Raw genomic sequence first — 24,924 nt, 5'->3', positions numbered from 1 at the left:
TGTAATTTTATAGTTATACTCAAAATTAAACATTTTTTTTAATAGATATCACTTATCTTTCTTATTATTATGAACTTACGAACTGCAAGACAGCGTGGAACATCCGGAAATATCATCATAATCAACAGGCCTTTTTACGGAAAATTCAGGATAAATTTCCTGATAAGGATTTTCGAGGGCATGTGTTAATTTTTTTAATAAATCTTTCTTCCCTTCATTAATTTCTTCAATGCATTGGTACAAGAGATAATTTCTAAGGATGAATTTTGGATTAGCTTTTTGCATCAGGTTGAGAGAGGCTTCCTTTGTAATTTTATTTTTTGAAATTCTTTCTTTGTATTTTTGAATAAAGTGTTTAAGCTTATTCAAAAGATCATCATTTAGGAAGGTATAAGATACATTTTCAAACAACTCTTTCAGGTCATCTCCCTCTTTGAGTTTTTCCAACTGATTAAAAAACAAGGTGTGATCAAATTCTAATTCCTGCATCAATCCCTGCCAGTTGCTGAAAAACTCTTCGTCACCATCTAATAGCTGATCGAATCCGAATTTTCGGCAAAGCATTTTGTCGTGAGCTTCCCAGAAATAATTACCATAATTGTTGAGGGTATTTTCTAAAAATTTTTCATCCTTAATTAATGGATGAAGCGCATTTGCCAACTGCCATAAATTCCATTGTGAGATTTGCCCCTGCTTTCCGAATGCATATCTTCTACCTGGCAAATCGGTGGTATTGGGAGTGAAATTCAGATCATACTCATCCATCATAGAGTAGGGACCATAGTCAATGGTAAGCCCAAGCACAGACATATTATCTGTATTCATAACTCCATGTACAAAACCCACTCTGAACCATTCTGTCATCAGGTCAGCCGTTCTTGTGCAGATGCTTTTAAAGAAATCTTTATATTTTTCAGAATCCGATGAAGTGATTTCAGGAAAATAATTGAGAATAGTAAAGTCAACGAGATCCTGTAAGGTTTTGTATTCTGCCTGAGCAGAAATGAGCTCGTAATGTCCAAACCGTAGAAAGCTTTCCGCAGTCCTGATAATTATCGCTCCTTTTTCTTTTTGAGGATTCCCGTTGTACATCATATCTCTTATGACATCTTCTCCTGTAAAACATAGGCTTAATGCCCTTGTAGTCGGAACACCAAGGTGATACATAGCCTCACTCATCAGATATTCCCTGACTGAGGACCTTAATACAGCTCTTCCGTCTGCATGTCTTGAATATGGAGTGGCTCCAGGACCCTTCCATTGAATTTCATTTTTTTTCCCGGAGTCATTGATTATTTCCCCAGCGAGTATAGCTCTCCCGTCTCCAAGTTGTCCGGCCCAGTTTCCAAATTGATGCCCGGCATATGCCGTAGCGTAAGGTTGAATATTAGGAGGTAAATTGTTTCCAACAAGAAAATCCAGATCGTTCTCTTCAAATTTTCCTAGACCGATTTCTTCAGAAAGTTTTTCATTGAAAATAATTAATTCCGGATTATCAAACCCGGCAGGACTAACCGTTGAGAACAAAACTTTAGGCGTTGCTCTCTGCATTGGATTTCCTGAAAAGTCTCCGGGAAACTTCTTTATAAAAGGCTGTTTGATCTCTTTAATATTCATGAATCAAAGATACAACAATAAAAAAAAAGACCTTTCAAACAGATTGAAAGGTCTCGTGTATTTGTAAAAGAGAATTTATTTATTAAAATCAATTTCTTCACTCTTATTGAGGTTTTCATTGACGTTCTCTTCTTTCTTCGTTGTATTGCTTTTTGGTGTAGGATCTACAGGCCTAGGATTTTTAATTTGATCGATTGTCTGAAGTCCTCCCTCATCACCATAACCTCCACTCAATCCTTTGAGATCCGAACATCCGTCTTTCCAATCTGATGGTTTCACAAACTTATCATCTGGAGTAATGCCTAAACTTTTATCTGCCCAGACTTTTTTCATAAATATCGCCCAGATCGGCAATGCCATTCTTGCTCCTTGTCCTTCACCTGTTCCAAAGAAGTGAGTTGCTCTGTCTTCCCATCCTACCCAGGCACCTGTTGCTAGCTTAGGAGTTATTCCCATAAACCAACCATCGGAGTTGTTCTGTGTAGTACCGGTTTTGGCAGCAATTTCCACCGCTTTTGAGATACCCCTTCTCGAAAGTTCTCCGGAAGCGGTACCAAATTGGGCTACCCCTTTCATCAATTCAATCATGGTGTAGGCATAACGAGGATTCATTACCTCTTTTGGATCTACATTTACTTCTTTGATAACCCTGCTGTTGGCATCTTCTATCCTCCAGATCATTTCAGGTTTATTATAGTTACCATAGTTGGCGAAAGTACTGTAAGCACCAAGCATTTCATAAATCGTGATGTCAGATGAACCTAATGCAATTGTATTGTTTCTTGGAATTTCCTCAGTTACTCCTAGATCTCTTGCAGTCTGTATTACAGCATCTACTCCGGTCATTTCTATGAGACGTGCTGCAACTGGGTTTTGAGAGTGCGCTAAAGCATCTTTTAACGTCAGCATTCCGCCTCTGCCAGGAACATGCCATCCATTATGGTCGTAGGTTCCGTTTGAAACAGCTGAACAAGGTGTCATTCCAAGCTTCATGATAGCAGTTGCATATACGAAAGGTTTGAATGTGGATCCTACCTGTCTTTTACCTTGTTTGATATGGTCGTACTGGAAATGCTGCCAGTCGATTCCTCCAACCCATGCTTTAATCTCACCGGTTCCAGGAACCATAGACATCAAACCTGCCTGGGCAATCTGCTTATGATATCTGATAGAGTCCCAAGGAGACATTTCAACTTCTTCCTCTCCATTCCATGTAAAGCGTGATGTTTTTATTGGTTTATGGAATTCCATAAGGATTGAATCTTCAGATACTCCGGCTGCCTTAAGCAATTTGTAACGTCCCGTTCTTTTCATAGCCTGAACCATTACACTGTTGATCTGCTTATCCGTTAAGTAATAAAAAGGTCTGTTTTTTCTGCCTCTTTGTTCTGCATCAAATCTTTTTTGAAGGTCTGTCAAATGTTCTTTAATTGCCTCTTCCGCATATTTTTGCATTTTAGAGTCAAGCGTAACGTATATTTTAAGTCCGTCTTTATAAAGGTTTAATTTTTTACCGGTTTCTTTTTCGTGATCTTTAAGATAACTATCGATCTCTTTTTTCAGATAAAACTTATAGTAAGCAGAGTAGTCATCATTGATGTTTTTGATCGGATGATAGTCTAAAGTAATAGGCGTTGCTACCGCTTTGTTGTAAGTATCCTCATCAATATAACCTGTTTTCTGCATCTGCTCCAAAACAACATCTCTTCTTGCCTTCGCTCTTGTCTCATTACGCATAGGATTGTTTTTTACCGGATTTTCCAGCATGGCAACAAACATAGCTGCTTCAGGTAATGTAAGCTGATTGGTGCTTTTGTTAAAATAGATTTTTGAAGCCATTTCAATTCCGTTTGCATTGTATAAAAAGTCAAACTTGTTGAAATAAAGCGTTACAATTTCTTCTTTGGTATATCTTCTTTCAAGGCTTACTGCCACAACCCATTCTTTTAGCTTTTGGAAAGCTCTTGCAAACTTGTTTTGTGAAGCCCCCCCTGTGAAGAGTAACTTTGCAAGCTGCTGGGTAATGGTGGAGCCACCTCCTCTGCCTCCTCCATAAACAACTGCTCTGGCAATTGATTGTAGATCAATTCCGGAGTGTTCTTTAAAACGCTCATCCTCTTTAGCTTGTAATGCATACACAAGAAAAGGAGGAAGATCCTTATATGTAATAGGTTGGGTTTTTTCTTTTTCAAATTTGCCTAAAAGAACACCATCTGCAGAAAAAATCTGAGAAGCAACATAAATGTCAGGGTTTTCAAGTTCTTCAACATCCGGCATTTCACCAAGAAAACCTTGTGAAACAGCAAAGAAAGTTCCTGAAATTCCCAAAACAACTACAATAAGTCCAAGCCAAATAAATCTAACCCACTTTTTCCAGGAGGTATTTTTATTATTTTTTTTGGGAGGAAGCGGAAATGTCTTTCCCTTACTTCCTGTGTTTTTTTTGTTTTCTTCCATTTATGATTACGGTTTAGCCGTTTCTATTTTTACTCCAATATCTTCAATCCCCGGAAGGAAATCATTTCTCATCGCTTGTATTAATCCAATTTCATATTTTCCTTTTTGTGGAAACCTGTAATTTAATTTATACTGGAAAAGCGTTTCCTTCGTGTCTCCAAAACCTGTTCCAAGCCATTCTCCATTTGGCTTTGTAAGAATATAATTCAACGTATCCGTCTCCTTTTTCTTGTTTTGAAGATTGGTGAAATTAACGATAAACCTTATATTGCTATAAGGGTAATCGTTATTGTTTCTTACAACAAATATAATATTTTTAGGATTCTGTGGATCCGAAATCTCAAGATTAAATTTCTGCTCACTTTTCTTATTCCATTTACTATCAATGGAATTCATCGTGACATGTTCTCCCGGAGAATTACAGCTCAAGAAAAGAATAAGGGATAAAAATCCTAAAACTTTATGCATTGTTATCTTTTTTTGGAGGAAATTTCTTTTTAAATTTTTTCTTGTTTGGATTTTGTTGAGGCTTTTTCTCCTGACCGGAATTACTCGCTTCTACTTTCTCCAATTGAGCTTTTGGCTGCTGAGGCCTTGGCTGTTTGGGGTTATGATTAGAATTGGTATGGTCTGGTTTCTCAGATCTCTCCGGTTTGTTTTTCCTTTGTCCCTGATTGTTGTTTTGCCTGTTTTGGTTATTGTGATTCTGGTTTCTGTTTTTGTTGAATCCTTTATTTTTCTTTTCGAATCGATCCACATTATTCTCCTGAATCAGATCAATGCTATGCAACGGGATATCCGGTTGTTTAAGTTCCTCAAGAGGGAGTATTTTTTCTCCTCTTTTATTTTTAGAAATGAACTGTTTTACAAGGTCAATATCAAAATCATACCATGCTACAGAGCTATCCACATAGGCAAACCACATTTTCTTCTTGAAAACGTCAATTTTAATACAGAAAGCTCTTCCTTTTTCTGTATCCAATGTTGTTGACGAAGAAGGGAAATTACTCAATGCATCAAGATAACTGTCTAATTCATAATTTAGACAACACTTTAGTTTACCACATTGCCCGGCAAGTTTTTGCGGGTTGATACTTAATTGCTGATATCTCGCAACATTGGTATTTACAGATCTGAAGTCGGTAAGCCATGTCGAACAGCAAAGTTCTCTTCCACAAGACCCGATTCCTCCGATTTTTGCGGCTTCCTGTCTGAAACCGATCTGTTTCATGTCGATTTTTGTCCGGAATGTAGAGGCGTATTCTTTTATTAACTGTCTGAAATCGATACGATTATCTGCAGTGTAATAGAATGTTACCTTAGAAGCATCTCCCTGATACTCTACATCAGTAACTTTCATTTCAAGCCCCAGATTATGGGCAATCTTTCTTGCCTGTATCTTTACGCTGTCTTCTTTTTTTCTAGCTTCCTGCCAAACTTCAATATCTTTTTGATTGGCTAATCTGTATATTTTTAGTGAGTTTTCTTCAGAAAATTTTTTCTTTTTCATCTGAATTTTCACTAATTCGCCGGTGAGACTTACCACACCAACATCGTGTCCGGGACTAGATTCTACGGTGACTACACTACCTATATGTAATGGAACATTATTTACATTTTTATAAAACGATTTTCTGTCATTTTTAAATCTAACTTCTACAAAATCACACCTGTTAGATGCGGGATTATTGATGTTAGATAGCCAGTCGAAAACACTTAATTTATAACTATTACCACAGGTATTTACATTTTCACAACCATTCGCGGATTTCTTGGGTCCGCAAGAATGCGCAGAATCGCCGGATGTTTTACATCCACAACTCATATAACTATTATTTAATCTTGCAAATTTATATATTTTTATCTTTATGTAATTCTAAAAAATTCAAATATTCGTCAACATCATTGTTTGATATTAAACAAAAAACACTTTTTTGTCATTGGATTTTACCAATGTACTAGTATATATGCTTTTATGGTGAATTTTTCCTAAAGTGTTATTTTAAACATAATTTTCTTTTCGTATAATGTTTAAAATATTAAGAAATATTAACAGACCTATGCAAAATAATTTTATATTTGGGTTATATAATAATAGTCTATGAAAAAAATATTAGTATCAACTGCTTTATTGGCGGGTGTTTTATCTTACGCTGGAGGCTTCAGGGTTTCTTTGCAAGGGGTAAAGCAATTGGCAATGGCACATACTAGTGCTCATGCTGAAGATGCAAGTGTGGCATTCTTTAACCCTGCGGGTATGTCATTCATTCCTTCTAAACTGAGTATAGTTGCCGGAGGATTTGGAGCAAGTAATAAAGTTACTTTTCAGAATTTAAATACTTTACAAAGTACAGAAACTGATAATCCTCTTGGAACACCTATTTATGCGGCTATTGCTTATAAACCGCTGGAGAATTTATCAGTAGGTTTCAGCTTTTCAACACCTTTTGGTAGTACGATCCAATGGCCAAATGATTGGGAAGGAAGAGAAATGGTTCAGAAATTAGAATTAAAAAGTTTCTACTTCCAGCCAATGGTTTCAGTAAAACTGGCCCCGTGGTTAGCTTTTGGGGCGAGTTATATATATGCAAGAGGAAAAGTAGACTGGGATAAAGCAATTACTCAATTTGGAGGTGAGGTAAATATTAATGATGAGAAAGCAAGTGGACATGGATACGGGTTTGGTTTCTATTTCAGACCTGAAGAAAAACTGGATGTTAGTATTGCATACCGTTCTCCGGTGGACATGAAAGCGAAGAATGGAACAGCAACATTTAAATTTCCATCACAGTCTATCTACTCATTATTAGGATTAGGAGCCAACGGACAAGATGGTTTCTCTGCAACGCTTCCTTTAGTGGAAGAATATACAATAGGTTTAACCTATAAGATTACACCAAAATGGTTGGTTTCTGCTGATTTTAACTATCATGGATGGGAAAGATACAGTAAACTGACATTAGATTTTGCTAATGCTCCTATTGGAAACCAAGCAGATCCTACAGTGCTTGTTGCCCCAAAAAACTTCAGAAACTCAAAAACCTTCAGGTTAGGAACGCAATATGCATTTAGCGATATGATTTTTGGACGTTTGGGAGCTTATTATGATGAATCTCCTTATTCTGACAACAATTTTATAGCTGAAACACCTTCGTTTAATACTTATGTAGTAACTGGAGGGGTAGGCTTTAAGTTGAAACAATTTGGAGTTGATATTGCTGGAGGATATGCAATGCCTCAGGCAAGAGACGTTAATAATGCGAATCTTGGATTCTACGGACAGGCAAAAGCCAGAGCGTTTTATTTTGGTCTAGGTTTATCTTATAATCCTTTTTAATTGAAAGACTATGAAAAAAATTATAATTTCTACAATCGCTGTCTCTGCGCTTTTATTTACAACGAGCTGCGAAAATGATTTTGATACGGATGTTAAAGATATCCAGGTATCGAAAGGGAATGCAGACTTTTCTAAATATGTAGCATTGGGTAATTCACTAACATCAGGCTATAGAGATGGAGCTCTTTATTCAGATGGACAAAATGAATCTTATCCTTCTATGATAGCTCAGCAAATGAAACTTGTCGGAGGAGGAGATTTCAAGCAACCGTTAATGCCGGATAATAATGGTGGATTGCTGTTAAATACCTTAGCAGGCCCTGTTCAGATTGCCAATACAAAATTATTCATTAGTGGTTTTGTAAATGGTTCTCCTGATATTAAAAATGCGAATAATAATACAGCAACAGCACTTGTGAATACCATTTTGACAGGTCCTTTCAATAACATGGGAGTTCCGGGAGCAAAAGTGGCTCATTTGCTGGCTCCTGGATATGGTAACATCCAAGGAATTGCTACTAAAACAGCTAATCCGTATTTTGTAAGATTTGCATCAAGTCCTACAACATCTGTAATTGCTGATTTTAAAGCACAGAAGCCTACTTTCTTTTCATTATGGATAGGAAATAATGATGCGTTGTTATATGCTCTTGCAGGTGGAGATGCTACGGTTGAAACCCTTACACCACCGGCACAATTTACACAATATTATAATGCATTAATTAATGAGATTGCCTCTACAAATGCTAAAGGGGTTATCGCAAATATTCCTAGCGTTACTTCTATTCCTTCCTTAACAACTGTTCCTTATAACCCTTTAACAGCTTCTGTTCTAGGTGGTGGTAATGTTACTGTAGGAAATGCAACAATAGATAATTTAAATACAAACTTATACGGACCATTGAGTCAGATTTTGGCTGCAGTAGGAGGTGCTGGAAGAATAAAGCCTTTGTCTAAAACTGAAGCTAATCCATTACTTATAGTAGACGAAAGCCTTCCAAATCTAGGTGCTCAGATTACAGGTGCTGCTTTAGCATCCGGAAATCCAACCCTGATTGCTTTAGCAACATATTTAGGAGCTACTTATGGACAAGCAAGACAGGCGAAAGCAGGAGATTTGGTTCCTTTAACTTCTAAAGCTGAGATAGGAACACTTCAAACATTGCCTCCAGGAGTTCCTGCTAGCCTTGGTGCAAAAGGAATTGCTTATCCGTTTGCTGATAAATATGTATTGACGGCAACAGAAGTTACTGATGTAAACACAACCATTGATGCTTATAACGTAACGATTAAAGCAGCAGCAGATGCTAAAGGATACGCTTTTGTAGATGCCAACAAAAAGATGGTTGAACTTAATAGCCAATCCGGAATTTCATTTGACGGGGTAAGATATACTGCGAAGTTTGTAACGGGTGGAGCTTTTTCTCTTGATGGAGTTCACCTGACAGGAAGAGGTTATGCTATTGTTGCGAATGAATTTATTAAATCAATTAATGCAAAGTATAATTCTTCCTTACCACAGGTAAATGCGAATAATTATTCAGGAGTAAGATTCCCTTAAAATATAAAGGAAACAAAAACTTAGAAACCACAAGACTAATTCTTGTGGTTTTTTTTTAAATTTGCAAAATCTTAAAAAGTAAAAATGGCCGATCAGTTAAGTTATCTATTTAGTACAAGGACAAGTAAGGACTTGGCAGAAAAAATTGCTCAGCATTATGGGCAGGGATTAGGAAAAATAAACTTCCAGGAGTTTAGTGACGGGGAATTCGAACCTGTTTTAGACGAATCAGTAAGAGGAGGTAGGGTTTTCCTGATTGGATCTACATTCCCTCCCGCGGATAATCTATTAGAGCTTCTTCTAATGATTGACGCTGCAAAAAGGGCTTCTGCGAAAAGTATTACTGTTGTACTTCCTTATTTCGGACTTGCAAGACAGGATAGAAAAGATAAGCCAAGAGCTCCTATAGGTGCTAAGTTGGCTGCTAATCTTTTAACTGCTGCGGGAGCGACCAGAATTATGACCATGGATCTGCATGCGGATCAGATTCAAGGATTCTTTGAAATTCCTGTGGATCACTTGTATGCGTCAACTATTTTTGTAGATTATATCAGAGACCTGAATCTGGATAATCTTACCATCGCTTCACCGGATATGGGTGGGGCAAAAAGAGCTAAAAACTATGCCGGACACCTGGGTGCTGAAGTAGTAATTGCTTACAAAGAGAGAAAGAAAGCTAATGTTGTAGAGGAAATGTTCCTTATCGGGGATGTAGATGGTAAAAACGTTATTCTTATTGATGACATGATTGATACAGCAGGGACGCTTTGCAAGGCTGCTGATATTTTAATAGAGAAAGGAGCAAAAACAGTTAGAGCAATGGCTACTCACGGAGTGCTTTCAGGAAAGGCTTACGAGAATATTGAGAACTCTAAATTGTTGGAAGTTATTGTAACTGACTCAATTCCTGTTAAAAATAATTTGTCATCTAAAATAAAAGTGCTATCTTGCGCCCCATTATTTGCAGATGTTATGAAGATGGTTCATGAGCACCAGTCAATCAGTAGTAAATTTGTTATCTAATTGATTTACTGAAGTTTGCAAATTGTATTTTAAAACAAAATTTTAAATTTTTATAAATGAAATCTATTACAATTCAAGGTACAAAAAGAGAAAGCGTGGGCAAAAAGTCTACAAAAGCTTTACGTGATGCTGAATTAGTTCCTTGTGTTGTTTATGGAGGGACAGAACCATTGAACTTCTCTGCAGAAGAGAAATCTTTCAAAGGTTTAGTATATACTCCTGAAGCACACACGGTATCTATTGAAGTTGACGGACAAACAATTCCAGCAGTTCTTCAGGATATTCAGTTCCACCCAATTACAGACAAAATTCTTCATGCTGACTTCTATCAATTATCTGCTGATAAGCCGGTTATTATGGAAGTTCCGGTAAGAGTTACTGGTCGTTCTAAAGGTGTTGTTGCTGGGGGTGTTCTACGTCAGTCATTCAGAAAGCTAAAAGTAAAAGCGATCCCTGCAAACTTGCCGGATGAGATCGTTATTGATATTACTTCACTTAAGATTGGTAACAAACTATATGTTGGTGCTATCAAAACTGAAGGATATTCTTTCATGCACCCTGACAATGCAGTTGTTGTAGCTGTTAAGATGTCTAGAAATGCAATGAAGGGAGGTGCAGCAGCACAAGATGATGAGGATGAAGAAGAGGTTGTAGCTGAAGGAGCTGCTCCAGCAGCTGAAGAAACTGCAGCTGAATAAGAATTGCTTAATAACAATGATATAAAAACCTGTCAATTTTTTGGCAGGTTTTTTATTTTAGATTGCATCTATAATGCTATTCTTTCTTTAGCCTTTCAAAAAAAAAGATGTAAATTTGAAGTGTTCTAAATAAGAACATAAATAATTGTAAAATTTATAATAAATGTTTGACATTCAAGAAATAAGAAGTCAGTTTCCTATATTAGATCAGGAGGTCAACGGTAAGCCTCTTGTTTATCTGGATAATGCAGCGACATCACAAAAACCAAACTCCGTTTTAGAGGTTTGGAACCAATACTATACAGAAATTAATGCAAATGTTCACAGAGGGATTCATACTTTAAGTCAGCTTGCTACTGAAGAAATGGAGCTTTCGCGAAGAAAGATCCAGAAATTTATTAATGCAAAGCATGATTTTGAGGTGATCTTTACAAAGGGAACAACGGAAGGGTTAAACCTCATCGCTTATATTCTTACCGGAAAGCTGAAAAAAGATGATGAGATCATTATTTCATATTTAGAACATCATTCTAATATTGTTCCATGGCAGTTGCTATGTGAAAGAACAGGTGCAAAGCTTCGTGTGATTCCGATTGATGACAATGGTATTTTACAGCTTGATTATTTGGATCAGTATCTAAGCGAAAAAACTAAAGTTGTTGCCGTAAACCAGGTTTCAAATGCATTGGGGATTGTAAATCCTATTGAAGAGATTATCTCAAGGACCAGAAGGAATTCCGATGCTTATATCGTTATTGATGGTGCGCAGTCTGCTCCTCATTTCAGAATTGATGTGCAGGCAATGGATTGTGATTTCTTTGTATTTTCAGGGCATAAAATGTACGCTCCAATGGGAACCGGAATCCTGTATGGTAAAGAACATATTTTAGATTCTTTGCCACCGTTTCATGGAGGTGGGGAAATGATTGCCACATGCTCATTCGATGGAACGACCTATGCCGGATTGCCATTTAAGTATGAAGCGGGAACGCCAAATGTCGGAGGTAATATAGCATTAGGAGCGGCAGTAGATTTTATTGAAAAAGTAGGACACGAAAATCTTCAGAGACATGAGAATGCTTTGTTGGAATATGCTCAAAGACAGCTTTTAGAGATTGAAGGTCTTAAAGTCTATGGGGAAAAGGCCAGAAGAACGGGCGTTGTTTCCTTTAATTTAGAAGGAGTAGGAATATCTTCCGATGTAGGAATGATTCTGGATAAGATGGGTGTAGCTGTAAGGACAGGGCATCACTGCACGCAACCAATAATGGATTTCTTTAATATTGCAGGAACTGTAAGAGCAAGTTTTGCCGTGTATAATACTTTTCAGGAAATTGATCTCCTTGTAGAGGGAGTAAAAAAGGCCAAAAGAATGTTAAGTTAATCGAAATAAAAAAAATAAAAAAGCAGTTGTAAAACTGCTTTTTTTATAGGTTATTATTCCCAAGAAACGCAATAACATCTTCCTTGTATAATGACCTGGTAATATCCGTAGGCGCATTCCAGGCATATTTCGCCGCCGGCATATATAACCTTCATTGTTTCTTTGTTTAATTTTTTCATGTTATTTGATTTTTAAAGTGTTAGAAGTTAAATATAATCATAAATTCAAGTAAAACTCTTATATTTTTTTGTGTTTAATTTTCATAAAAAATAATTATTGTGTTAAATTTTACAATTATAATGATATTAATTATTAAATTTAATATAATAAATAAGATGAGTTATGAAAAAATATTTACTTTCTTTTATTTTGGCGTGTGGAATATACAATGCCCAAGCGTTCTCTGAAAATTTTGATGGAAATGTTTTACCATCAGGATGGACGACAAATAATCCCGATACTTCTTTTAATTGGGACGTAGGATCTGAAAATGGCTTTGCTACATTTCCCTCAGGTGCAGCTTTTTTTGATGATGATAATGCAGGGCCCTCAAGCATAAACTCCAATGCCAGGCTTGTATCTCCTGTTATTAACCTATCGGCGGTTCAGAACCCTAAACTCTCATTTAAGTATGCTAACATGATTTATGATGATGATTCAACGTTAAAAGTCGAGGTTTTTAACGGAACATCATGGGTACAGGTGTTTACTTTTTCGGGGGATGCTGGTCAGTGGGATCTTGATTTTAATACATTTTTATATGTTGTTACAACCTATGAGCAAGCTACGGATATTGATCTTACGCCTTATGCCAATGCTAATTTTCAAATGAGATTTGTATATGACGATGCAGGGGATTATTCTTACGGTGTTGTCGTAGATGATGTTGCCATTACTTCCGGAGCATTAGGTACTTCTGAGGTTTCATTTGCAGATAAGATGCAGGTATACCCTAATCCTGTGAAAGATTTTGTACATATTCAGTCTGGAAACTTAAGATTTGACTCTAAAATCACCGTGCTGGATTTAGCAGGCCGTCAAATTAAGAGCTTTACAGGATTGGCGGACGGATATAATCTTTCTGACTTGCCGAAAGGCAGCTATCTTATTCTGATAGATAATAAAAAGGAAATTATCAGTAAGAAAATTATAAAAGAATAATCTCTGAAATAGCCTCTTAAACAGGGGCTTTTTGTAATAACAAATCCCTTTCAATAATTATTGAAAGGGATTTGTTTTATATCTGAGTCGGGAAACTATTAAGGTTTCCAGTCTACAACAGCTCTGATAAAGGCTTCTGCGTTCTCCAGTGGAATGTTTGGCAGAATTCCGTGACCTAAATTAGCAATATAGCGATCCTTTCCAAATCGATGAATCATCTCGTTTACCATCTTTTTTATGGTTTCAGGGGTTGAATGCAATCGGGCCGGATCAAAGTTACCTTGAAGGGTCATTGTATGATTGGTTAAAGTTCTTGCAAACTCAGGTTTTATTGTCCAATCTACTCCAAGAGCTGAGGCCTTGGACATTGTCATTTCTTCCAGGGCAAACCAGCATCCTTTTCCAAATACAACCACATGGGTCAACGGGCTTAAGGCTTCCACGATCTGATTGATGTATTGCCATGAAAATTCCTGATAATCATCTGGAGAGAGCATTCCTCCCCAGGAATCGAAAATCTGCACTGCAGATACTCCTTTTTCTACTTTTCTCTTTAAATAGGCAATGGTAGTATCTGTAATTTTTTGAAGAAGCAAATGGGCTGCTTCCGGTTGTTGAAAACAGAATGATTTGGCAATATCAAAAGCTTTACTTCCTTTTCCTTCCACACAATAGCAAAGGATAGTCCATGGAGATCCTGCAAAACCGATCAACGGGATTTCGTTATCTAATTTTAATAAGGTTAATTCTATGGCATCAAAAACGTATCCTAAAGTATCATTCACATCAGGAACCACAACATTCTGAACCTGCTCCATTGTTCTGATGGGAGTGTCTAGCCATGGGCCTACTGATTCCTTCATTTTAAAGTCGATTCCCATTGCTTGTGGCACTACTAAAATGTCAGAAAACAAAATAGCAGCATCCAGCGGATATCTACGGATCGGCTGTACGGTAATTTCAGAAGCGAGTTCAGGAGTTTGACATCTTGTAAAGAAATCATATTTATCTCTTAATGCAATGAATTCCGGCAGGTATCTTCCGGCCTGTCTCATCATCCACACAGGAGGTCTTTCTACGGTCTCTCCGCGAAGGGCTTTTAAATATAGGTCGTTCTTAATCATAATTTATTTAAATCTGCAGTAAAATTGATAGCGCAAATTTGCTACAGGTTGTTCTTACTTTCTCTTCTGATCATTTCTAAAATGGAAACCAGAGTATTACCTTCTGAAGTGAAAATTTTTTCCCGGGTATACTTTTTTATTTCATTGGAGGTTGTTTCTCCAATAGAAAACAGCTTCGTATGATCTAATGAATTTCGCTTTGCAAAACTACGAACTCCACTTGGACTGAAAAAGACTATGCCATAATATTTTTCAGATATTAACGGATTGATCTCTTCGGTATTATAAACTGTTATCTTTCTGTACTTGATATTTTGTAATGGCAGTTCATTGTCCAGAACATCAATAGCCAGGTTTCCACAAAAATGCAGGAATTGTTCATGTGGACAATGTCCAATGATAAATTCCGAAAGTGCTTCTGCGTTTTTCAGAACTTTAAAGGTGCCAAACCCATATTTTCGGAGGATTCTTTTTGTTTTTTCCCCGACGCAATAAATCTTGTTGTAATTTTTTGTCGTAAAATCCTCATTGGGTCTGAACTGATTTTCGAAAAAAGAAGTCACTCCGTTGGCACTTGTGAAAATAAGTGAGTAATTTTTTAAATCGAATGGTTTAACACGAATCGGAGTTGTTTTAATTACCTCAATACAATCAACCCCAATGTCATCTCCTAATTCTTTGGATAAAACAGAGGGGTCTATATTTTTGGTAAATAAGATTTTCATTTGAGATAAAATTGATTGCCGGCAAAAGGCTAAAATTATATCTGGCTCTTTATTTCGGCCATTAATTCCTTGCCTCCATTTTCGAGTACTATTTTTGCATATTTTTCTCCGAAATTTTCACTGTCAGTATATGTGAAATTTTCGTCCGTCGCGATGCAGTTTTTTCCGTCTAGTGAGCAAAGTGCTGCTTTAAAGCGGATCTGGTCATCAAATATTTCAGCAAAAGCTCCGATGGGTGCAGTACATCCTCCTTCAAGGGTACTAAGGAAATTTCTTTCAATCTCAACGCAGATTTGTGTGGGTTTATGATTAATCTGACGTACTATTTCATTGATTTCTTTTTTATCCGAATGTCCGGCAACTGCGATAACTCCCTGAGAAGGCGCTGGGATCATTAAAGGAAGCATCTCGTAATCAATGTCCATTTTCATTCTTTTGATGCCTGCTAAAGATAATATAGTGGCATCAAAATCCTGTTCTTCCAATTTTTGAAGGCGTGTCTGTATATTTCCACGAATATCGGAGAAAGTTGCTTCCGGATAATATTTCAGCCAAAACGCTCTTCTTCTCAAGCTGCTTGTTGCTAACTTAAGTTCATGAAACTCTTTATTTTTTGCTGATTCTTTTCTTATTAAAACATCCTGCGGATAATCTCTTTCCAGATATGCGATAAGTTCTGTATGTTGGGGAAGTTTTGTAGGGACATCTTTCAGAGAGTGTACAGCAATATCTATTTCATCATTTAATAATGCGGTATCCAAATCTCTGGTAAAAACGCCTGTAATCCCTAAAGCGTAAAGAGGTTGATTAAGATTTTTATCACCCGAAGAAAGGATGGGCATGATCTCAGTCGTGTAATTATTATTTTGCAGATACCTTGCGACCTCTCTCGCCTGCCAAAGAGCAAGTGCTGAATTTCTTGTTCCTATTCTAATGCTTTTCATTGAATTCGTTGTTTGGTTGTTCAACTAATATTTCGTGCATTAATTTACTAATTTCTTCGGCTTTTAAAGGGTTATCTATGATGTATTTTGCAAAACGGCTGGTAATTTTCTGAATCATCTTTTCAGAAAGTGCCATATCGTCTACATTGATGTATTTATTTTTTCTGTAGAACTGATGCATTTCATTACGCTCCATGTTTTTCAGGACCGCTTTGAAATGATGAATGTTGGGAGCGAGTTTTCTTTTTTTCTCCCACTCTATGAAGTCTTTAGACATTTCCTTGATGATCTGTTCTGCTTTTGGAATTTCTTTTTCTCTTTGCTGGATTGTTTCCTGAATTTGTTTTGATAATTCATCCACATCGATCAAGGTTACATTTTTATTATCCGTAACATTTTTTTCAACATTGTGGGGAATGGAAAGATCAATGACCAAAGTTTCTTTTCCGTTTGGAAAATGTGAAGCGTTTACAATAGGATGTTTTGCCCCTGTTGCCACAATCAGAATGTCTGTATTTTTCAGTTCTTTATCGAAGTCTGAATAATCAACGTGGGGAATGGTATATTTCTGAGAAATCTTTTCAGCTTTCTCCTGGGTTCTGTTGGTGATTTTTATTTTAGGCTGATAAACGTGCTTTACAAGATTCTCAACCGTATTTTGTCCGATTTCACCCACTCCTAAAAGCAGAATATTTTTCTCGGTAATTCTTTTTTGATTATTCAGAATGTAATGAACAGCGGCATAAGAAACTGAAGCGGCCCCATTGGATATCCCGGTTTCATTTTTAATTCTTTTTGAAATCTGGATCGCCGAGTTGATCGCTCTTTCCAAATATGGATTAGAGTTCTTTCTTTCTTTTTTAAAACGGCTGTATGCTTTTTTGATCTGCCCGATAATCTCAAAATCCCCGATGATCTGGCTTTCAAGACCCGCGGCAACCCTGAACAAATGAGTTAAAGCCTCCTCCTTGGTAAGGATATTGGCAAACTGCAAGAAATCAGTAATGTTAACCCCGATTGTTTTACAGTACTCTTCAGCAACCAAAAGATAGTTGGAAGTAGTGGTATATATTTCGGTCCTGTTGCAGGTAGAAACCACAAAGGCATCCCCTAAATTTTCATCGTGAATACGGGTAACGAAATTTTTTATGTTTTCATCAAAAAACGCAAATTTCCCTCGTGTTTCTCCATCTGCCTTTTCGTAGCTTATGGAAAGAACGGCGAAATTTGAAGTTTGATTTGTATGAGTGTTTTGTAACATATCCGGGGGCAAATTTACGTTTTTTTTAATTAAACACTTTCTGAAATTGTGTATGATAATTATCGTGAAAAACTATAAATCCGTTACTGTTCTGAGTTTGGATTGATATTATAAGAAATTAAATTGACCGTTAAAGAATTATTTCAAATTTTAATAAAATTTTAACCAAATTATATGCTTGCCAAATTTTATTGGTAGTGTTTAATTTATATCTTTGTAAACTTAAATCAGAAGAAAAATATGAGTTTATTCGATATGTTTACGCAAGAAATTGCGATAGACTTGGGAACCGCTAACACACTTATCATCCATAATAATAAAATTGTTATAGACCAGCCCTCAATTGTTGCAATTGAGCGATCTACTGGAAGGCCGATAGCTGTTGGTGAACAGGCTAAACATATGCAGGGGAAAACCCATGAAGACATCAAAACAATTCGTCCTTTGAAAGATGGGGTTATTGCGGATTTTCATGCTTCTGAACATATGATCAAGGAGTTTATTAAAAAAATTCCTGGTATCAAAGGTAAATTCATTCAGCCTGCTCTAAGAATTGTAATCTGTATCCCTTCCGGAATTACGGAGGTGGAAAAAAGAGCGGTAAGAGACTCTGCACAGAAAGTAAATGCTAAGGAGGTAAGACTGATTTATGAACCAATGGCAGCTGCAATAGGAGTAGGAATTGATGTTCAAAAACCGGAAGGTAATATGATCATTGATATAGGTGGAGGAACAACTGAAATTGCAGTAGTTGCTTTAGGAGGTATTGTTTGTGACAAGTCTGTGAAAATTGCAGGGGATGTATTCACGAATGATATCGCTTATTTTCTGAGAACACATCACAACCTTTATATTGGTGAAAGAACAGCCGAGAGAGTGAAAATTGAAGTAGGATCTGCTGTTGAAGATCTGGATGTGGATATTGAAGATATTCCGGTACAAGGTAGAGACCTTATCACAGGTAAACCAAAAGAAATAATGGTTGGCTATAAAGAGATTGCCCGTGCATTGGATAAATCGATTATCAGAATTGAAGATGCCGTAATGGAAACTCTTTCTTTAACTCCGCCTGAACTGGCAGCTGATATTTATAAAACAGGTATTTATCTTGCAGGAGGAGGTGCATTGTTGAGAGGTCTTGCAGACAGATTACATAAGAAAACAGGTCTTCCTGTTTTTGTAGCTGAAGATCCGTTAAGAGCGGTTGTTCGCGGAACCGGGATTGCACTTAAGAATATGGATAAATTCAATTTCTTAATTAAATAATTTTAACTTTTACGAACACTATCTGAATGGGATTTTTGCTGAGATTATTTTCGAAGAACGCTCTTTTTGTCTTCTTTATTTTCTTGCAAATTATTGCTCTGGTCCTTATATTTTCTAAAAATGCCATGCAAAAATCCTGGATTGCAGGTCAGTCCGCAGCGTTAAATTCCTGGGTTTCCGGTTATATTGATGAAGGGGTTTCTTATTTGAAGCTTAAGCAAATCAATGAAGATCTTGTTGCTCAGAATAAAGCTTTAATGATTGAGCTGTATGGAAAGGATGGTGCTAAAAAGCCGATCTTCAGAAAAGTTCACGATACTCTAGGAGGTGGCCAGATCTACACCTTTGTGGATGGCGAAATTGTTTTCAACAGTATTAACAGGAGAAATAATTATTTTACAATTAACCGTGGCCGCAGAGATGGGGTATTTCCGCAGATGGGAGTTATGGCTCCGAAGGGAATTGCAGGTATCGTTATAAATTCAACAGATAGTTATGCTTTGGTTCAGTCGGTTTTAAGTGTCAACCGTATCAGGATCAATGCTTCGTTAAAGAAATCTGGGTATTTTGGAACCTTAACATGGAACGGAGATAATTCTAGGGTAATGCATTTGGCAGATATTCCGAAATATGTAGCCCTGAAGATTGGAGATACGATTGTTACCGATGGAAAATCAGCGATTTTTCCCAAAGGGGTAATGATTGGTACTGTGGCAGGATACTCAGTAGATAACAAAACCGGTTTCTGGGATATTTCAGTAGAACTCAGTGAGAAAATGGGTTCCCTGAATAAAGTGTATGTGGTAAAAAGCCTGAAGAAAGCTGAGGTTCAAAAAATCCAGGATACATTACAGGCAGTAATAAAAAAGGAAAATGATTAGCAGAACACTTTTTACGGATATATTAATCATGATCTTTCTTGTTGCATTACAGATTTTTGTATTGAACAGGATCACTTTGTTCGGGAAGTATACTCCCGTGCTATATCCTGTATTTGTCATGTTTTATCCTTTTTTCAGAAATAAATTTCAATTTTTGGCATTGAGTTTTTTAATAGGACTTTCTATTGATGCCTTCTTATATTCATGGGGAATTAATGCACTGGCTACGACACTTATTGCGTATTTCAGAACATTGATCTTCAGGACGTCCACTGATACGTCCACCGACTTCTTTTCTTTTCAATCTCTGCAATGGGGGCAGTTCTTACTTTTTCTATTTTCAAGTATTTTCCTGCACCAGCTTTTAGTACAGTATATTGAGTTCTTTAAGTTCAGCAGATTTTTTGAAATATTGTTTAATGTGTTGGTAACAAGTGTAATTTCCTTTATATTTATAGTTGTTTACGCATTAATCTTTAAAATCAAACAAAAAGTTTGAACACACGTTATTTAAAAATCTTTGCCGTTGTTGCTGTTATTGCCCTTATTTTTGTGGCAAGGCTTGCATATTTGCAGTTGTTTACGGACAGGTATGCGCTAAACGCGGCTAATACATCTATCAAAATAGAATATGTGATCCCGCAAAGGGGTGTTATTTTTGACCGGAATGGAAAAATCATGGTAGGTAACCAGCCGGCTTATGAGATATCTTTCACTCAGGCTTTAATGAAACCTGATTTTGATACTTTGGGATTTTGTAATTTAATGAAGATAAGCAAATCCGACTTCATTAATAAAATCAATACAATCAAGAAAGAAAAATATTATTCTAAGCTCACTCCGATGACTTTTATCAAAGATCTGAGCAGAGAAGATATTGCGAGAGTTCAGGAAATCATCTTTAAATATCCTGCATTCAGTATCGTTTCCAGACCTCAGCGTCAATATGAGGTCTCCACTTCCGGAAATCTATTAGGGTATACAAGTGAGGTTAATGAAAGGGATATAAAAAAGGATTCTCTTTATTACCTGCCGGGAGATTTCATTGGAAAAACAGGAGTTGAAAAATCATACGAAAAAGAACTTCGTGGGGTAAAAGGGATGAAATACATCCAGAAGGATATCAGACTTCGAAACATTGGTTCATACAAAAACGGAGCATTAGATAAGGATGTAATTACAGGAAAAGATATTACTCTGACCATTGATTATGATCTTCAGAGAATGGCGGAGGAAATGATGGTGAATAAACATGGTGCCATCGTTGCCTTAGATCCTAATAACGGGGAGGTTTTAGTGTCGGCGACAGGTCCGGATATTGATCCTAATCTTTTCACAGGGCCTATGAAATCCAAAAATTTATACGCTTTATCTAAAGATACGATTTACGAAAATAAGCCAACATTTGACAGGTCTCTGCAGGCAGGGTATCCTCCTGGTTCCACTTTTAAACTGCTCACGGCATTATCTGCTATGCAAATGGGAGTAATGGATGAAAACACGATTTTCCCTTGTGGGGGCGGATTCAATTACAGAGGATTACGAATCAAGGGGCACGGTGGAGCGGAACCTTTAATTCCTTCCATACAGGTTTCAAGTAACTGTTATTTTTCTTATGCATTTTTAGCGATTGTTAATAAATATCCGGGAAATCCATCTAAAGGTGTTGACGAGTGGAAAGCTATTATGAGCAGCTTTGGGGTTGGAGAATTTTTAAACAATGATTTTGCCGTTGGTGCAAGAGGAAGAATTCCTTCCGGAGCATTTTATGAAAAAAGAATGGCATCCATCCTTAAAGCAAGTGGTTCTAAAAAAGACAGTAAAAACTGGGATCCTTTGGCTACAGGTGCTGTTTTCAACGGAATGGGACAGGGGGACGTAATGGTTACTCCTTTGCAGCTTGCCAATTACGTGGCAGCTATTGCCAATAGGGGATGGTATTATACTCCGCATATTGTAAAATCAATTGACGGAAAGCCTAATCCGGATCCGAGATTTAAGAAAAAGCATAAAACTCTAGTGGACCCTAAACACTTTGAACCTGTTCTTAAAGGAATGGAAGCAGTGGTATTAAGAGGTACGGCAAGAGGATTGAAATCAAATGATTTTACTCAGCTGGCCAAGACAGGGACTGCTCAGGTTCCTCAGGGTAAAGATAATTCCATATTTGTTTTGATTGCACCGGCGGATAAGCCAAAAATTGTAGTGGTTGCTGTAATGGAGCATGCAGGATTCGGTGCTACATGGGCAGGACCAGCAAGTACGGTGATCGCTGAGAAATATATTACAGGAGATCTGAAAAGAGAAAATCTTTACAAAAAAATGACATCTGCCAGCTTTATGCCTGAATATAAAAGACAGTGGATCGTCGATTTAAAACGTAAAGGTTTATACAAAGATCCGAAACAGGATTCTGTAAAACTAAAAAAAATACAGGACAGCCTGGATTTTATAAAGAAACAGAAAGAAAAATTACAGAAACAGATAGACGCAGAAACTCAAACTAAAAAAGATAAAAAGCAATGAAATGGACAGAAGGATTAGATAAATTAGGCCTTGGTCTATATTTCCTGCTTTGCATTTTTGCGATAGCAAACATCTACAGTGTGGAACCGGCAAGTGGGACCAGACAAGCAGTTTGGTTTGGAATATCTGTTTTTGTAGGGCTCATTATCTTTTTCACCCGTACCAAGTTCTTTGAGAATATGGCAGGGATTATCTATATTATTGGAGTCTTATTACTGATCGGATTGTTTCCCTTTGGAAAAGAGGTTCTTGGGCAAAAGAACTGGTACAAATTCGGACCTTTAAGTTTGCAGCCGGTAGAGTTTGCAAAACTGGGAACAGCATTGATGCTGGCTAATTATGTCTCGGGTCCCGATTTTAATTTAAGTAATAGAAAATCTTTATTGACCTCTCTGGCGATCGTGGGAATTCCTGCAGTTGTTGTACTGGCAATTCCGGATGTTGGCTCACTGCTTGTTTTTGTAGCATTTTTCATTGCATTGTATAGAGAAGGATTAAGTGGATTATTATTCGGGATAGGATTTCTTTTTGCTGCTGTTTTTCTTGTTTCTCTTGCGGTGAATCCTATTTATGTAGTGATTGCTATCCTGGTCATTGCAGGAATTTTAATTGCAATGAACTATTATAAAATGTCCTGGAATGTTATATCCATTTCAAGTATTGCAGGCTCTATTATTCTGTTGTGCGGATTGGCATTTGCAACACCTTATATTTTAGAGAAATTACCTAAACACCAAAGGGAGAGGATAGAGGTTCTTTATAAAGGAGAAAAGGCATTCAGGGATACTTCAGGATATAACCTTCTTTATTCAAAAACAGCAATTGGCTCTGGCGGACTTTTAGGAAAAGGATATCGTGAGGGATCAGTAACCCAGGGCAAATTTGTACCTGAACAGAGTACGGATTATATTTTCTGTACCGTTGGTGAAGAATGGGGATTTGTAGGAAGTGCGGGACTTGTTTTGTGCTACTTATTATATATTGGAAGGATCTATTACCTTGCAGAGAAGCAAAAGTCTATTTTTAACAGGGTTTTTGGTTACTGTTTTGCTTCCATCCTGTTAATGCACTTTTCGATCAATTTAGGGATGGTTATGGGACTTTTTCCAACCGTTGGGATCCCGTTACCTTACTTTAGTTATGGAGGAAGTTCTTTGCTGGCCTTCTCTACTATGACCTTCATCTTTTTTAAGCTCAACTATTCGGATAAAAACAGTCTGGTATAGAAGCGGTCGTTATAGGTTAGTTACAAAAGGCTTTCTAAAAACTCATCGTTATTATTAAAACTTATTACAAAAATTTCTTTTAAACATCCTAGTATGAAAGAAGCATACGTTATTAATCAGGTTTTTGAAAATGGGGACTTTTCCCAATTTCAAAAAGGCGAATATGAAAATTGTATATTCCGGAACTGCCATCTTGAGTATATGGACCTTTCTTTTTTCAGTTTTAATGATTGTGAATTTATCGGATGTAATCTGAGTATGGCAAAGCTTGTTTCAACAGCATTTCGGGAGGTGGTGTTTAAAGAATGTAAGATGTTCGGGCTTCACTTTGATGAATGCAATGAGTTTGGAATGTCGTTCAGATTTGAAGGGTGTTCTTTAAACAATTCTGTTTTTTATAAAACATCGATCAAGAAAACTTTGTTTAAAAACTCAAAATTGACGGATGTTGATTTTGCAGAGGCAGACTTAGCGAATTCCGTATTTAATAATTGTGATCTTTCCGGGGCAATCTTCGAAAATTCCAACCTTGAAAAGGCTGATTTCAGAACATCTTTCAATTATACTATAGATCCTGCTTCCAACAGGCTGAAAAAGGCTAAATTTTCACTTTCGGAAGTGCATGGGCTACTTTATCGCCTGGACATAGATATTGATCGAAATAGTTAGCTTTTGGCGTTGAAAGAAAGATGTTATCAAATAGAAACCAATTGAAGACAGATAAAACAGAAAGCCATCAAATATTTGATGGCTTTCATTATTTAAATCAATTATTTAAAATTAAAAACTTGTTGCTGTTGATGCTGTAGTTGCAGCTAAGTTATTATAAGCATCTCCCTCTTCATTAATCACTCTCTTTGCAAATCTGAATTTCGGTCCCCAATATGAATCATTAAGTGACGAAATCATAACTCCTTTAGAAGTAGCTGCATGAATAAATTTAATCTCCCCATCCTCAGAAACACTTTCTACAATACCAACGTGAGAGATTCTTCTACCGTGAGAAAAGAAAATCAAATCTCCTTTCTGTAGGTTTTCTTTTTCAACTCTCTCTCCTTCCTGAGATTGAGAAGCTGCAACTCTAGGTAAACTAAGACCTGCTGCTGCTCCGAATACAGAAAGAACAAAAGCTGAACAATCTATACCATTTCTTGTTGTTCCTCCATATCTGTAAGGAGTTCCTAGGTACGTTTCAGCTTCGGTTAGGATATTGTCGATCGTTTTATTGTGTTTGATTGCTTTGGCAATCTCAGAATTTCTTAAAGTATTTTTTGCATTAGATAAAACGGCTGCCTTCTCAGAGATAAAAGAATTGATTAATTGCTTCTTATCCTGTTCCATTTTTCTGGTATCTATAGAAGCTAGTTTGGCATCTGTTTTGTATTCTTTAGTGTAAGTTGCTGGTTTTGAAACTACGTAGTTTGTAACACAAGATTGTAATGACATCGTAGAAACGAAAGCAGCTAAATAAAACAAAACTCTTTTCTTCATATATATTTGATTATCCGTGTTAAATAAGGAATATTTATTTCTAAAAGCATTACAAAAGTAGAGATTCCAACCAAAAGAGCTTCGATATGATTAATGTCAGGTTCTTACTTTAACACATTTTAACATATTATTTACGTATGTTAAAGAAAAACAAACCGCAACATCCCATTTTTGGTGATACTGCGGTTTTTTTTATTAAGATTCTTTAACAAAGTAAAATCTCATTCCTTTAATAATGGGTT

Annotated in this window: 22 protein-coding genes; 12 read left to right on the top strand and 10 right to left on the bottom strand. The window is 36.7% G+C overall.

The genetic code is table 11. The features are described 5' to 3' along the window. Positions 1-75: 75 nt before the first annotated feature. The 4 genes from AAEU33_RS04185 to ricT all read right to left on the bottom strand — a co-directional run bounded on the left by AAEU33_RS04185 (position 76) and on the right by ricT (position 5,899). A complete protein-coding gene (locus tag AAEU33_RS04185) occupies positions 76-1,617 on the bottom strand; it encodes a protein adenylyltransferase SelO family protein (RefSeq protein WP_345991017.1) in 1,542 nt (513 codons plus the stop codon). A 75-nt stretch (positions 1,618-1,692) separates the two neighbouring features. Continuing rightward, positions 1,693-4,074 carry a transglycosylase domain-containing protein gene (locus AAEU33_RS04180; RefSeq protein ID WP_345991016.1) on the bottom strand — a complete coding sequence of 794 codons (2,382 nt, stop codon included), beginning with the start codon at positions 4,072-4,074 and terminating at the stop codon, positions 1,693-1,695. 6 nt (positions 4,075-4,080) lie between these two features. Then, entirely contained in the window at positions 4,081-4,542 is a 462-nt protein-coding gene (locus AAEU33_RS04175; RefSeq protein WP_273650365.1) for a gliding motility lipoprotein GldH, read from the bottom strand. Next, positions 4,535-5,899, bottom strand: a complete 1,365-nt coding sequence (gene ricT, locus AAEU33_RS04170; protein WP_273650366.1) for a regulatory iron-sulfur-containing complex subunit RicT — start codon at positions 5,897-5,899, stop codon at positions 4,535-4,537. Before ricT ends, AAEU33_RS04175 begins: the two co-directional genes overlap by 8 nt. 276 nt (positions 5,900-6,175) lie before the next feature. Here ricT and AAEU33_RS04165 point away from each other — a divergent pair, with 276 nt between their 5' ends. From AAEU33_RS04165 to AAEU33_RS04145, 5 genes are all read left to right on the top strand, one after another. Continuing rightward, positions 6,176-7,411 carry an outer membrane protein transport protein gene (locus AAEU33_RS04165; RefSeq protein WP_172282038.1) on the top strand — a complete coding sequence of 412 codons (1,236 nt, stop codon included), beginning with the start codon at positions 6,176-6,178 and terminating at the stop codon, positions 7,409-7,411. Between the two features lie 10 nt (positions 7,412-7,421). Further along, positions 7,422-8,972: a G-D-S-L family lipolytic protein gene (locus AAEU33_RS04160; RefSeq protein WP_273650367.1), complete on the top strand. Its 1,551-nt coding sequence runs from the start codon at positions 7,422-7,424 to the stop codon at positions 8,970-8,972. A gap of 84 nt (positions 8,973-9,056) precedes the next feature. Then, the gene (locus tag AAEU33_RS04155) at positions 9,057-9,995 is read left to right on the top strand and encodes a ribose-phosphate pyrophosphokinase (protein ID WP_172282042.1); all 939 of its coding nucleotides are present in this window, start codon (positions 9,057-9,059) and stop codon (positions 9,993-9,995) included. A 56-nt stretch (positions 9,996-10,051) separates the two neighbouring features. After that, positions 10,052-10,693: a 50S ribosomal protein L25/general stress protein Ctc gene (locus AAEU33_RS04150; RefSeq protein WP_172282044.1), complete on the top strand. Its 642-nt coding sequence runs from the start codon at positions 10,052-10,054 to the stop codon at positions 10,691-10,693. 163 nt (positions 10,694-10,856) lie between these two features. Beyond that, positions 10,857-12,077: a cysteine desulfurase gene (locus AAEU33_RS04145; protein WP_345991015.1), complete on the top strand. Its 1,221-nt coding sequence runs from the start codon at positions 10,857-10,859 to the stop codon at positions 12,075-12,077. A gap of 53 nt (positions 12,078-12,130) precedes the next feature. Here the strand turns inward: AAEU33_RS04145 and AAEU33_RS04140 are convergent, their stop codons facing one another. Next, on the bottom strand, positions 12,131-12,256 hold the full coding sequence (locus AAEU33_RS04140) for a GNAT family acetyltransferase (RefSeq protein WP_345991014.1): 126 nt from the start codon (positions 12,254-12,256) through the stop codon (positions 12,131-12,133). Positions 12,257-12,419: 163 nt separating this feature from the next. On the opposite strand from AAEU33_RS04140, the gene AAEU33_RS04135 reads away from it, so the two are divergent. After that, positions 12,420-13,238 carry a T9SS type A sorting domain-containing protein gene (locus tag AAEU33_RS04135; RefSeq protein WP_345991013.1) on the top strand — a complete coding sequence of 273 codons (819 nt, stop codon included), beginning with the start codon at positions 12,420-12,422 and terminating at the stop codon, positions 13,236-13,238. 98 nt (positions 13,239-13,336) lie between these two features. Here AAEU33_RS04135 and hemE read toward each other — a convergent pair whose 3' ends face one another. From hemE to hemA, 4 genes are read right to left on the bottom strand one after another with little or no spacing between them, the layout of a single operon-like run. After that, a complete protein-coding gene (gene hemE / locus AAEU33_RS04130; protein WP_172282052.1) occupies positions 13,337-14,362 on the bottom strand; it encodes a uroporphyrinogen decarboxylase in 1,026 nt (341 codons plus the stop codon). A 41-nt stretch (positions 14,363-14,403) separates the two neighbouring features. After that, positions 14,404-15,087, bottom strand: a complete 684-nt coding sequence (locus AAEU33_RS04125; RefSeq protein WP_172282054.1) for a uroporphyrinogen-III synthase — start codon at positions 15,085-15,087, stop codon at positions 14,404-14,406. A gap of 35 nt (positions 15,088-15,122) precedes the next feature. Continuing rightward, on the bottom strand, positions 15,123-16,031 hold the full coding sequence (hemC, locus tag AAEU33_RS04120) for a hydroxymethylbilane synthase (protein ID WP_345991012.1): 909 nt from the start codon (positions 16,029-16,031) through the stop codon (positions 15,123-15,125). Next, the gene (hemA, locus tag AAEU33_RS04115) at positions 16,018-17,292 is read right to left on the bottom strand and encodes a glutamyl-tRNA reductase (RefSeq protein WP_273650373.1); all 1,275 of its coding nucleotides are present in this window, start codon (positions 17,290-17,292) and stop codon (positions 16,018-16,020) included. Before hemA ends, hemC begins: the two co-directional genes overlap by 14 nt. Before the next feature lie 240 nt (positions 17,293-17,532). On the opposite strand from hemA, the gene AAEU33_RS04110 reads away from it, so the two are divergent. The 6 genes from AAEU33_RS04110 to AAEU33_RS04085 all read left to right on the top strand — a co-directional run bounded on the left by AAEU33_RS04110 (position 17,533) and on the right by AAEU33_RS04085 (position 23,860). Next, positions 17,533-18,558 carry a rod shape-determining protein gene (locus tag AAEU33_RS04110; protein ID WP_034680746.1) on the top strand — a complete coding sequence of 342 codons (1,026 nt, stop codon included), beginning with the start codon at positions 17,533-17,535 and terminating at the stop codon, positions 18,556-18,558. A 26-nt stretch (positions 18,559-18,584) separates the two neighbouring features. Next, a complete protein-coding gene (mreC, locus tag AAEU33_RS04105; protein ID WP_345991011.1) occupies positions 18,585-19,439 on the top strand; it encodes a rod shape-determining protein MreC in 855 nt (284 codons plus the stop codon). Then, positions 19,432-19,938 (top strand): rod shape-determining protein MreD, encoded by a 507-nt coding sequence (locus tag AAEU33_RS04100; protein WP_172282059.1) that lies wholly within the window; start codon positions 19,432-19,434, stop codon positions 19,936-19,938. Before mreC ends, AAEU33_RS04100 begins: the two co-directional genes overlap by 8 nt. Continuing rightward, positions 19,935-21,965 carry a penicillin-binding transpeptidase domain-containing protein gene (locus tag AAEU33_RS04095; protein WP_273650375.1) on the top strand — a complete coding sequence of 677 codons (2,031 nt, stop codon included), beginning with the start codon at positions 19,935-19,937 and terminating at the stop codon, positions 21,963-21,965. Before AAEU33_RS04100 ends, AAEU33_RS04095 begins: the two co-directional genes overlap by 4 nt. Beyond that, entirely contained in the window at positions 21,962-23,191 is a 1,230-nt protein-coding gene (gene rodA / locus AAEU33_RS04090; protein WP_172282061.1) for a rod shape-determining protein RodA, read from the top strand. The genes AAEU33_RS04095 and rodA overlap by 4 nt, the downstream gene beginning before the upstream one ends. A 93-nt stretch (positions 23,192-23,284) precedes the next feature. Continuing rightward, on the top strand, positions 23,285-23,860 hold the full coding sequence (locus AAEU33_RS04085) for a pentapeptide repeat-containing protein (protein ID WP_345991010.1): 576 nt from the start codon (positions 23,285-23,287) through the stop codon (positions 23,858-23,860). Between the two features lie 111 nt (positions 23,861-23,971). Here AAEU33_RS04085 and AAEU33_RS04080 read toward each other — a convergent pair whose 3' ends face one another. Further along, the gene (locus AAEU33_RS04080) at positions 23,972-24,682 is read right to left on the bottom strand and encodes a C40 family peptidase (protein WP_172282063.1); all 711 of its coding nucleotides are present in this window, start codon (positions 24,680-24,682) and stop codon (positions 23,972-23,974) included. Positions 24,683-24,924: the final 242 nt, after the last annotated feature.

Origin of the sequence: Chryseobacterium sp. Chry.R1, assembly GCF_039645525.1 — a bacterium.
Classification (GTDB): Bacteria; Bacteroidota; Bacteroidia; order Flavobacteriales; family Weeksellaceae; genus Chryseobacterium; species Chryseobacterium proteolyticum.
This window is presented reverse-complemented; position numbering and strand designations above follow the sequence as displayed.

What these genes read in the sequence shown, in the direction of transcription:
- AAEU33_RS04185 (WP_345991017.1), bottom strand. Translation starts at nt 1,617, where the DNA reads ATGAATATTAAAGAGATCAAACAGCCTTTTATAAAGAAGTTTCCCGGA.
- AAEU33_RS04180 (WP_345991016.1), bottom strand. Translation starts at nt 4,074, where the DNA reads ATGGAAGAAAACAAAAAAAACACAGGAAGTAAGGGAAAGACATTTCCG.
- AAEU33_RS04175 (WP_273650365.1), bottom strand. Translation starts at nt 4,542, where the DNA reads ATGCATAAAGTTTTAGGATTTTTATCCCTTATTCTTTTCTTGAGCTGT.
- ricT (WP_273650366.1), bottom strand. Translation starts at nt 5,899, where the DNA reads ATGAGTTGTGGATGTAAAACATCCGGCGATTCTGCGCATTCTTGCGGA.
- AAEU33_RS04165 (WP_172282038.1), top strand. Translation starts at nt 6,176, where the DNA reads ATGAAAAAAATATTAGTATCAACTGCTTTATTGGCGGGTGTTTTATCT.
- AAEU33_RS04160 (WP_273650367.1), top strand. Translation starts at nt 7,422, where the DNA reads ATGAAAAAAATTATAATTTCTACAATCGCTGTCTCTGCGCTTTTATTT.
- AAEU33_RS04155 (WP_172282042.1), top strand. Translation starts at nt 9,057, where the DNA reads ATGGCCGATCAGTTAAGTTATCTATTTAGTACAAGGACAAGTAAGGAC.
- AAEU33_RS04150 (WP_172282044.1), top strand. Translation starts at nt 10,052, where the DNA reads ATGAAATCTATTACAATTCAAGGTACAAAAAGAGAAAGCGTGGGCAAA.
- AAEU33_RS04145 (WP_345991015.1), top strand. Translation starts at nt 10,857, where the DNA reads ATGTTTGACATTCAAGAAATAAGAAGTCAGTTTCCTATATTAGATCAG.
- AAEU33_RS04140 (WP_345991014.1), bottom strand. Translation starts at nt 12,256, where the DNA reads ATGAAAAAATTAAACAAAGAAACAATGAAGGTTATATATGCCGGCGGC.
- AAEU33_RS04135 (WP_345991013.1), top strand. Translation starts at nt 12,420, where the DNA reads ATGAAAAAATATTTACTTTCTTTTATTTTGGCGTGTGGAATATACAAT.
- hemE (WP_172282052.1), bottom strand. Translation starts at nt 14,362, where the DNA reads ATGATTAAGAACGACCTATATTTAAAAGCCCTTCGCGGAGAGACCGTA.
- AAEU33_RS04125 (WP_172282054.1), bottom strand. Translation starts at nt 15,087, where the DNA reads ATGAAAATCTTATTTACCAAAAATATAGACCCCTCTGTTTTATCCAAA.
- hemC (WP_345991012.1), bottom strand. Translation starts at nt 16,031, where the DNA reads ATGAAAAGCATTAGAATAGGAACAAGAAATTCAGCACTTGCTCTTTGG.
- hemA (WP_273650373.1), bottom strand. Translation starts at nt 17,292, where the DNA reads ATGTTACAAAACACTCATACAAATCAAACTTCAAATTTCGCCGTTCTT.
- AAEU33_RS04110 (WP_034680746.1), top strand. Translation starts at nt 17,533, where the DNA reads ATGAGTTTATTCGATATGTTTACGCAAGAAATTGCGATAGACTTGGGA.
- mreC (WP_345991011.1), top strand. Translation starts at nt 18,585, where the DNA reads ATGGGATTTTTGCTGAGATTATTTTCGAAGAACGCTCTTTTTGTCTTC.
- AAEU33_RS04100 (WP_172282059.1), top strand. Translation starts at nt 19,432, where the DNA reads ATGATTAGCAGAACACTTTTTACGGATATATTAATCATGATCTTTCTT.
- rodA (WP_172282061.1), top strand. Translation starts at nt 21,962, where the DNA reads ATGAAATGGACAGAAGGATTAGATAAATTAGGCCTTGGTCTATATTTC.
- AAEU33_RS04085 (WP_345991010.1), top strand. Translation starts at nt 23,285, where the DNA reads ATGAAAGAAGCATACGTTATTAATCAGGTTTTTGAAAATGGGGACTTT.
- AAEU33_RS04080 (WP_172282063.1), bottom strand. Translation starts at nt 24,682, where the DNA reads ATGAAGAAAAGAGTTTTGTTTTATTTAGCTGCTTTCGTTTCTACGATG.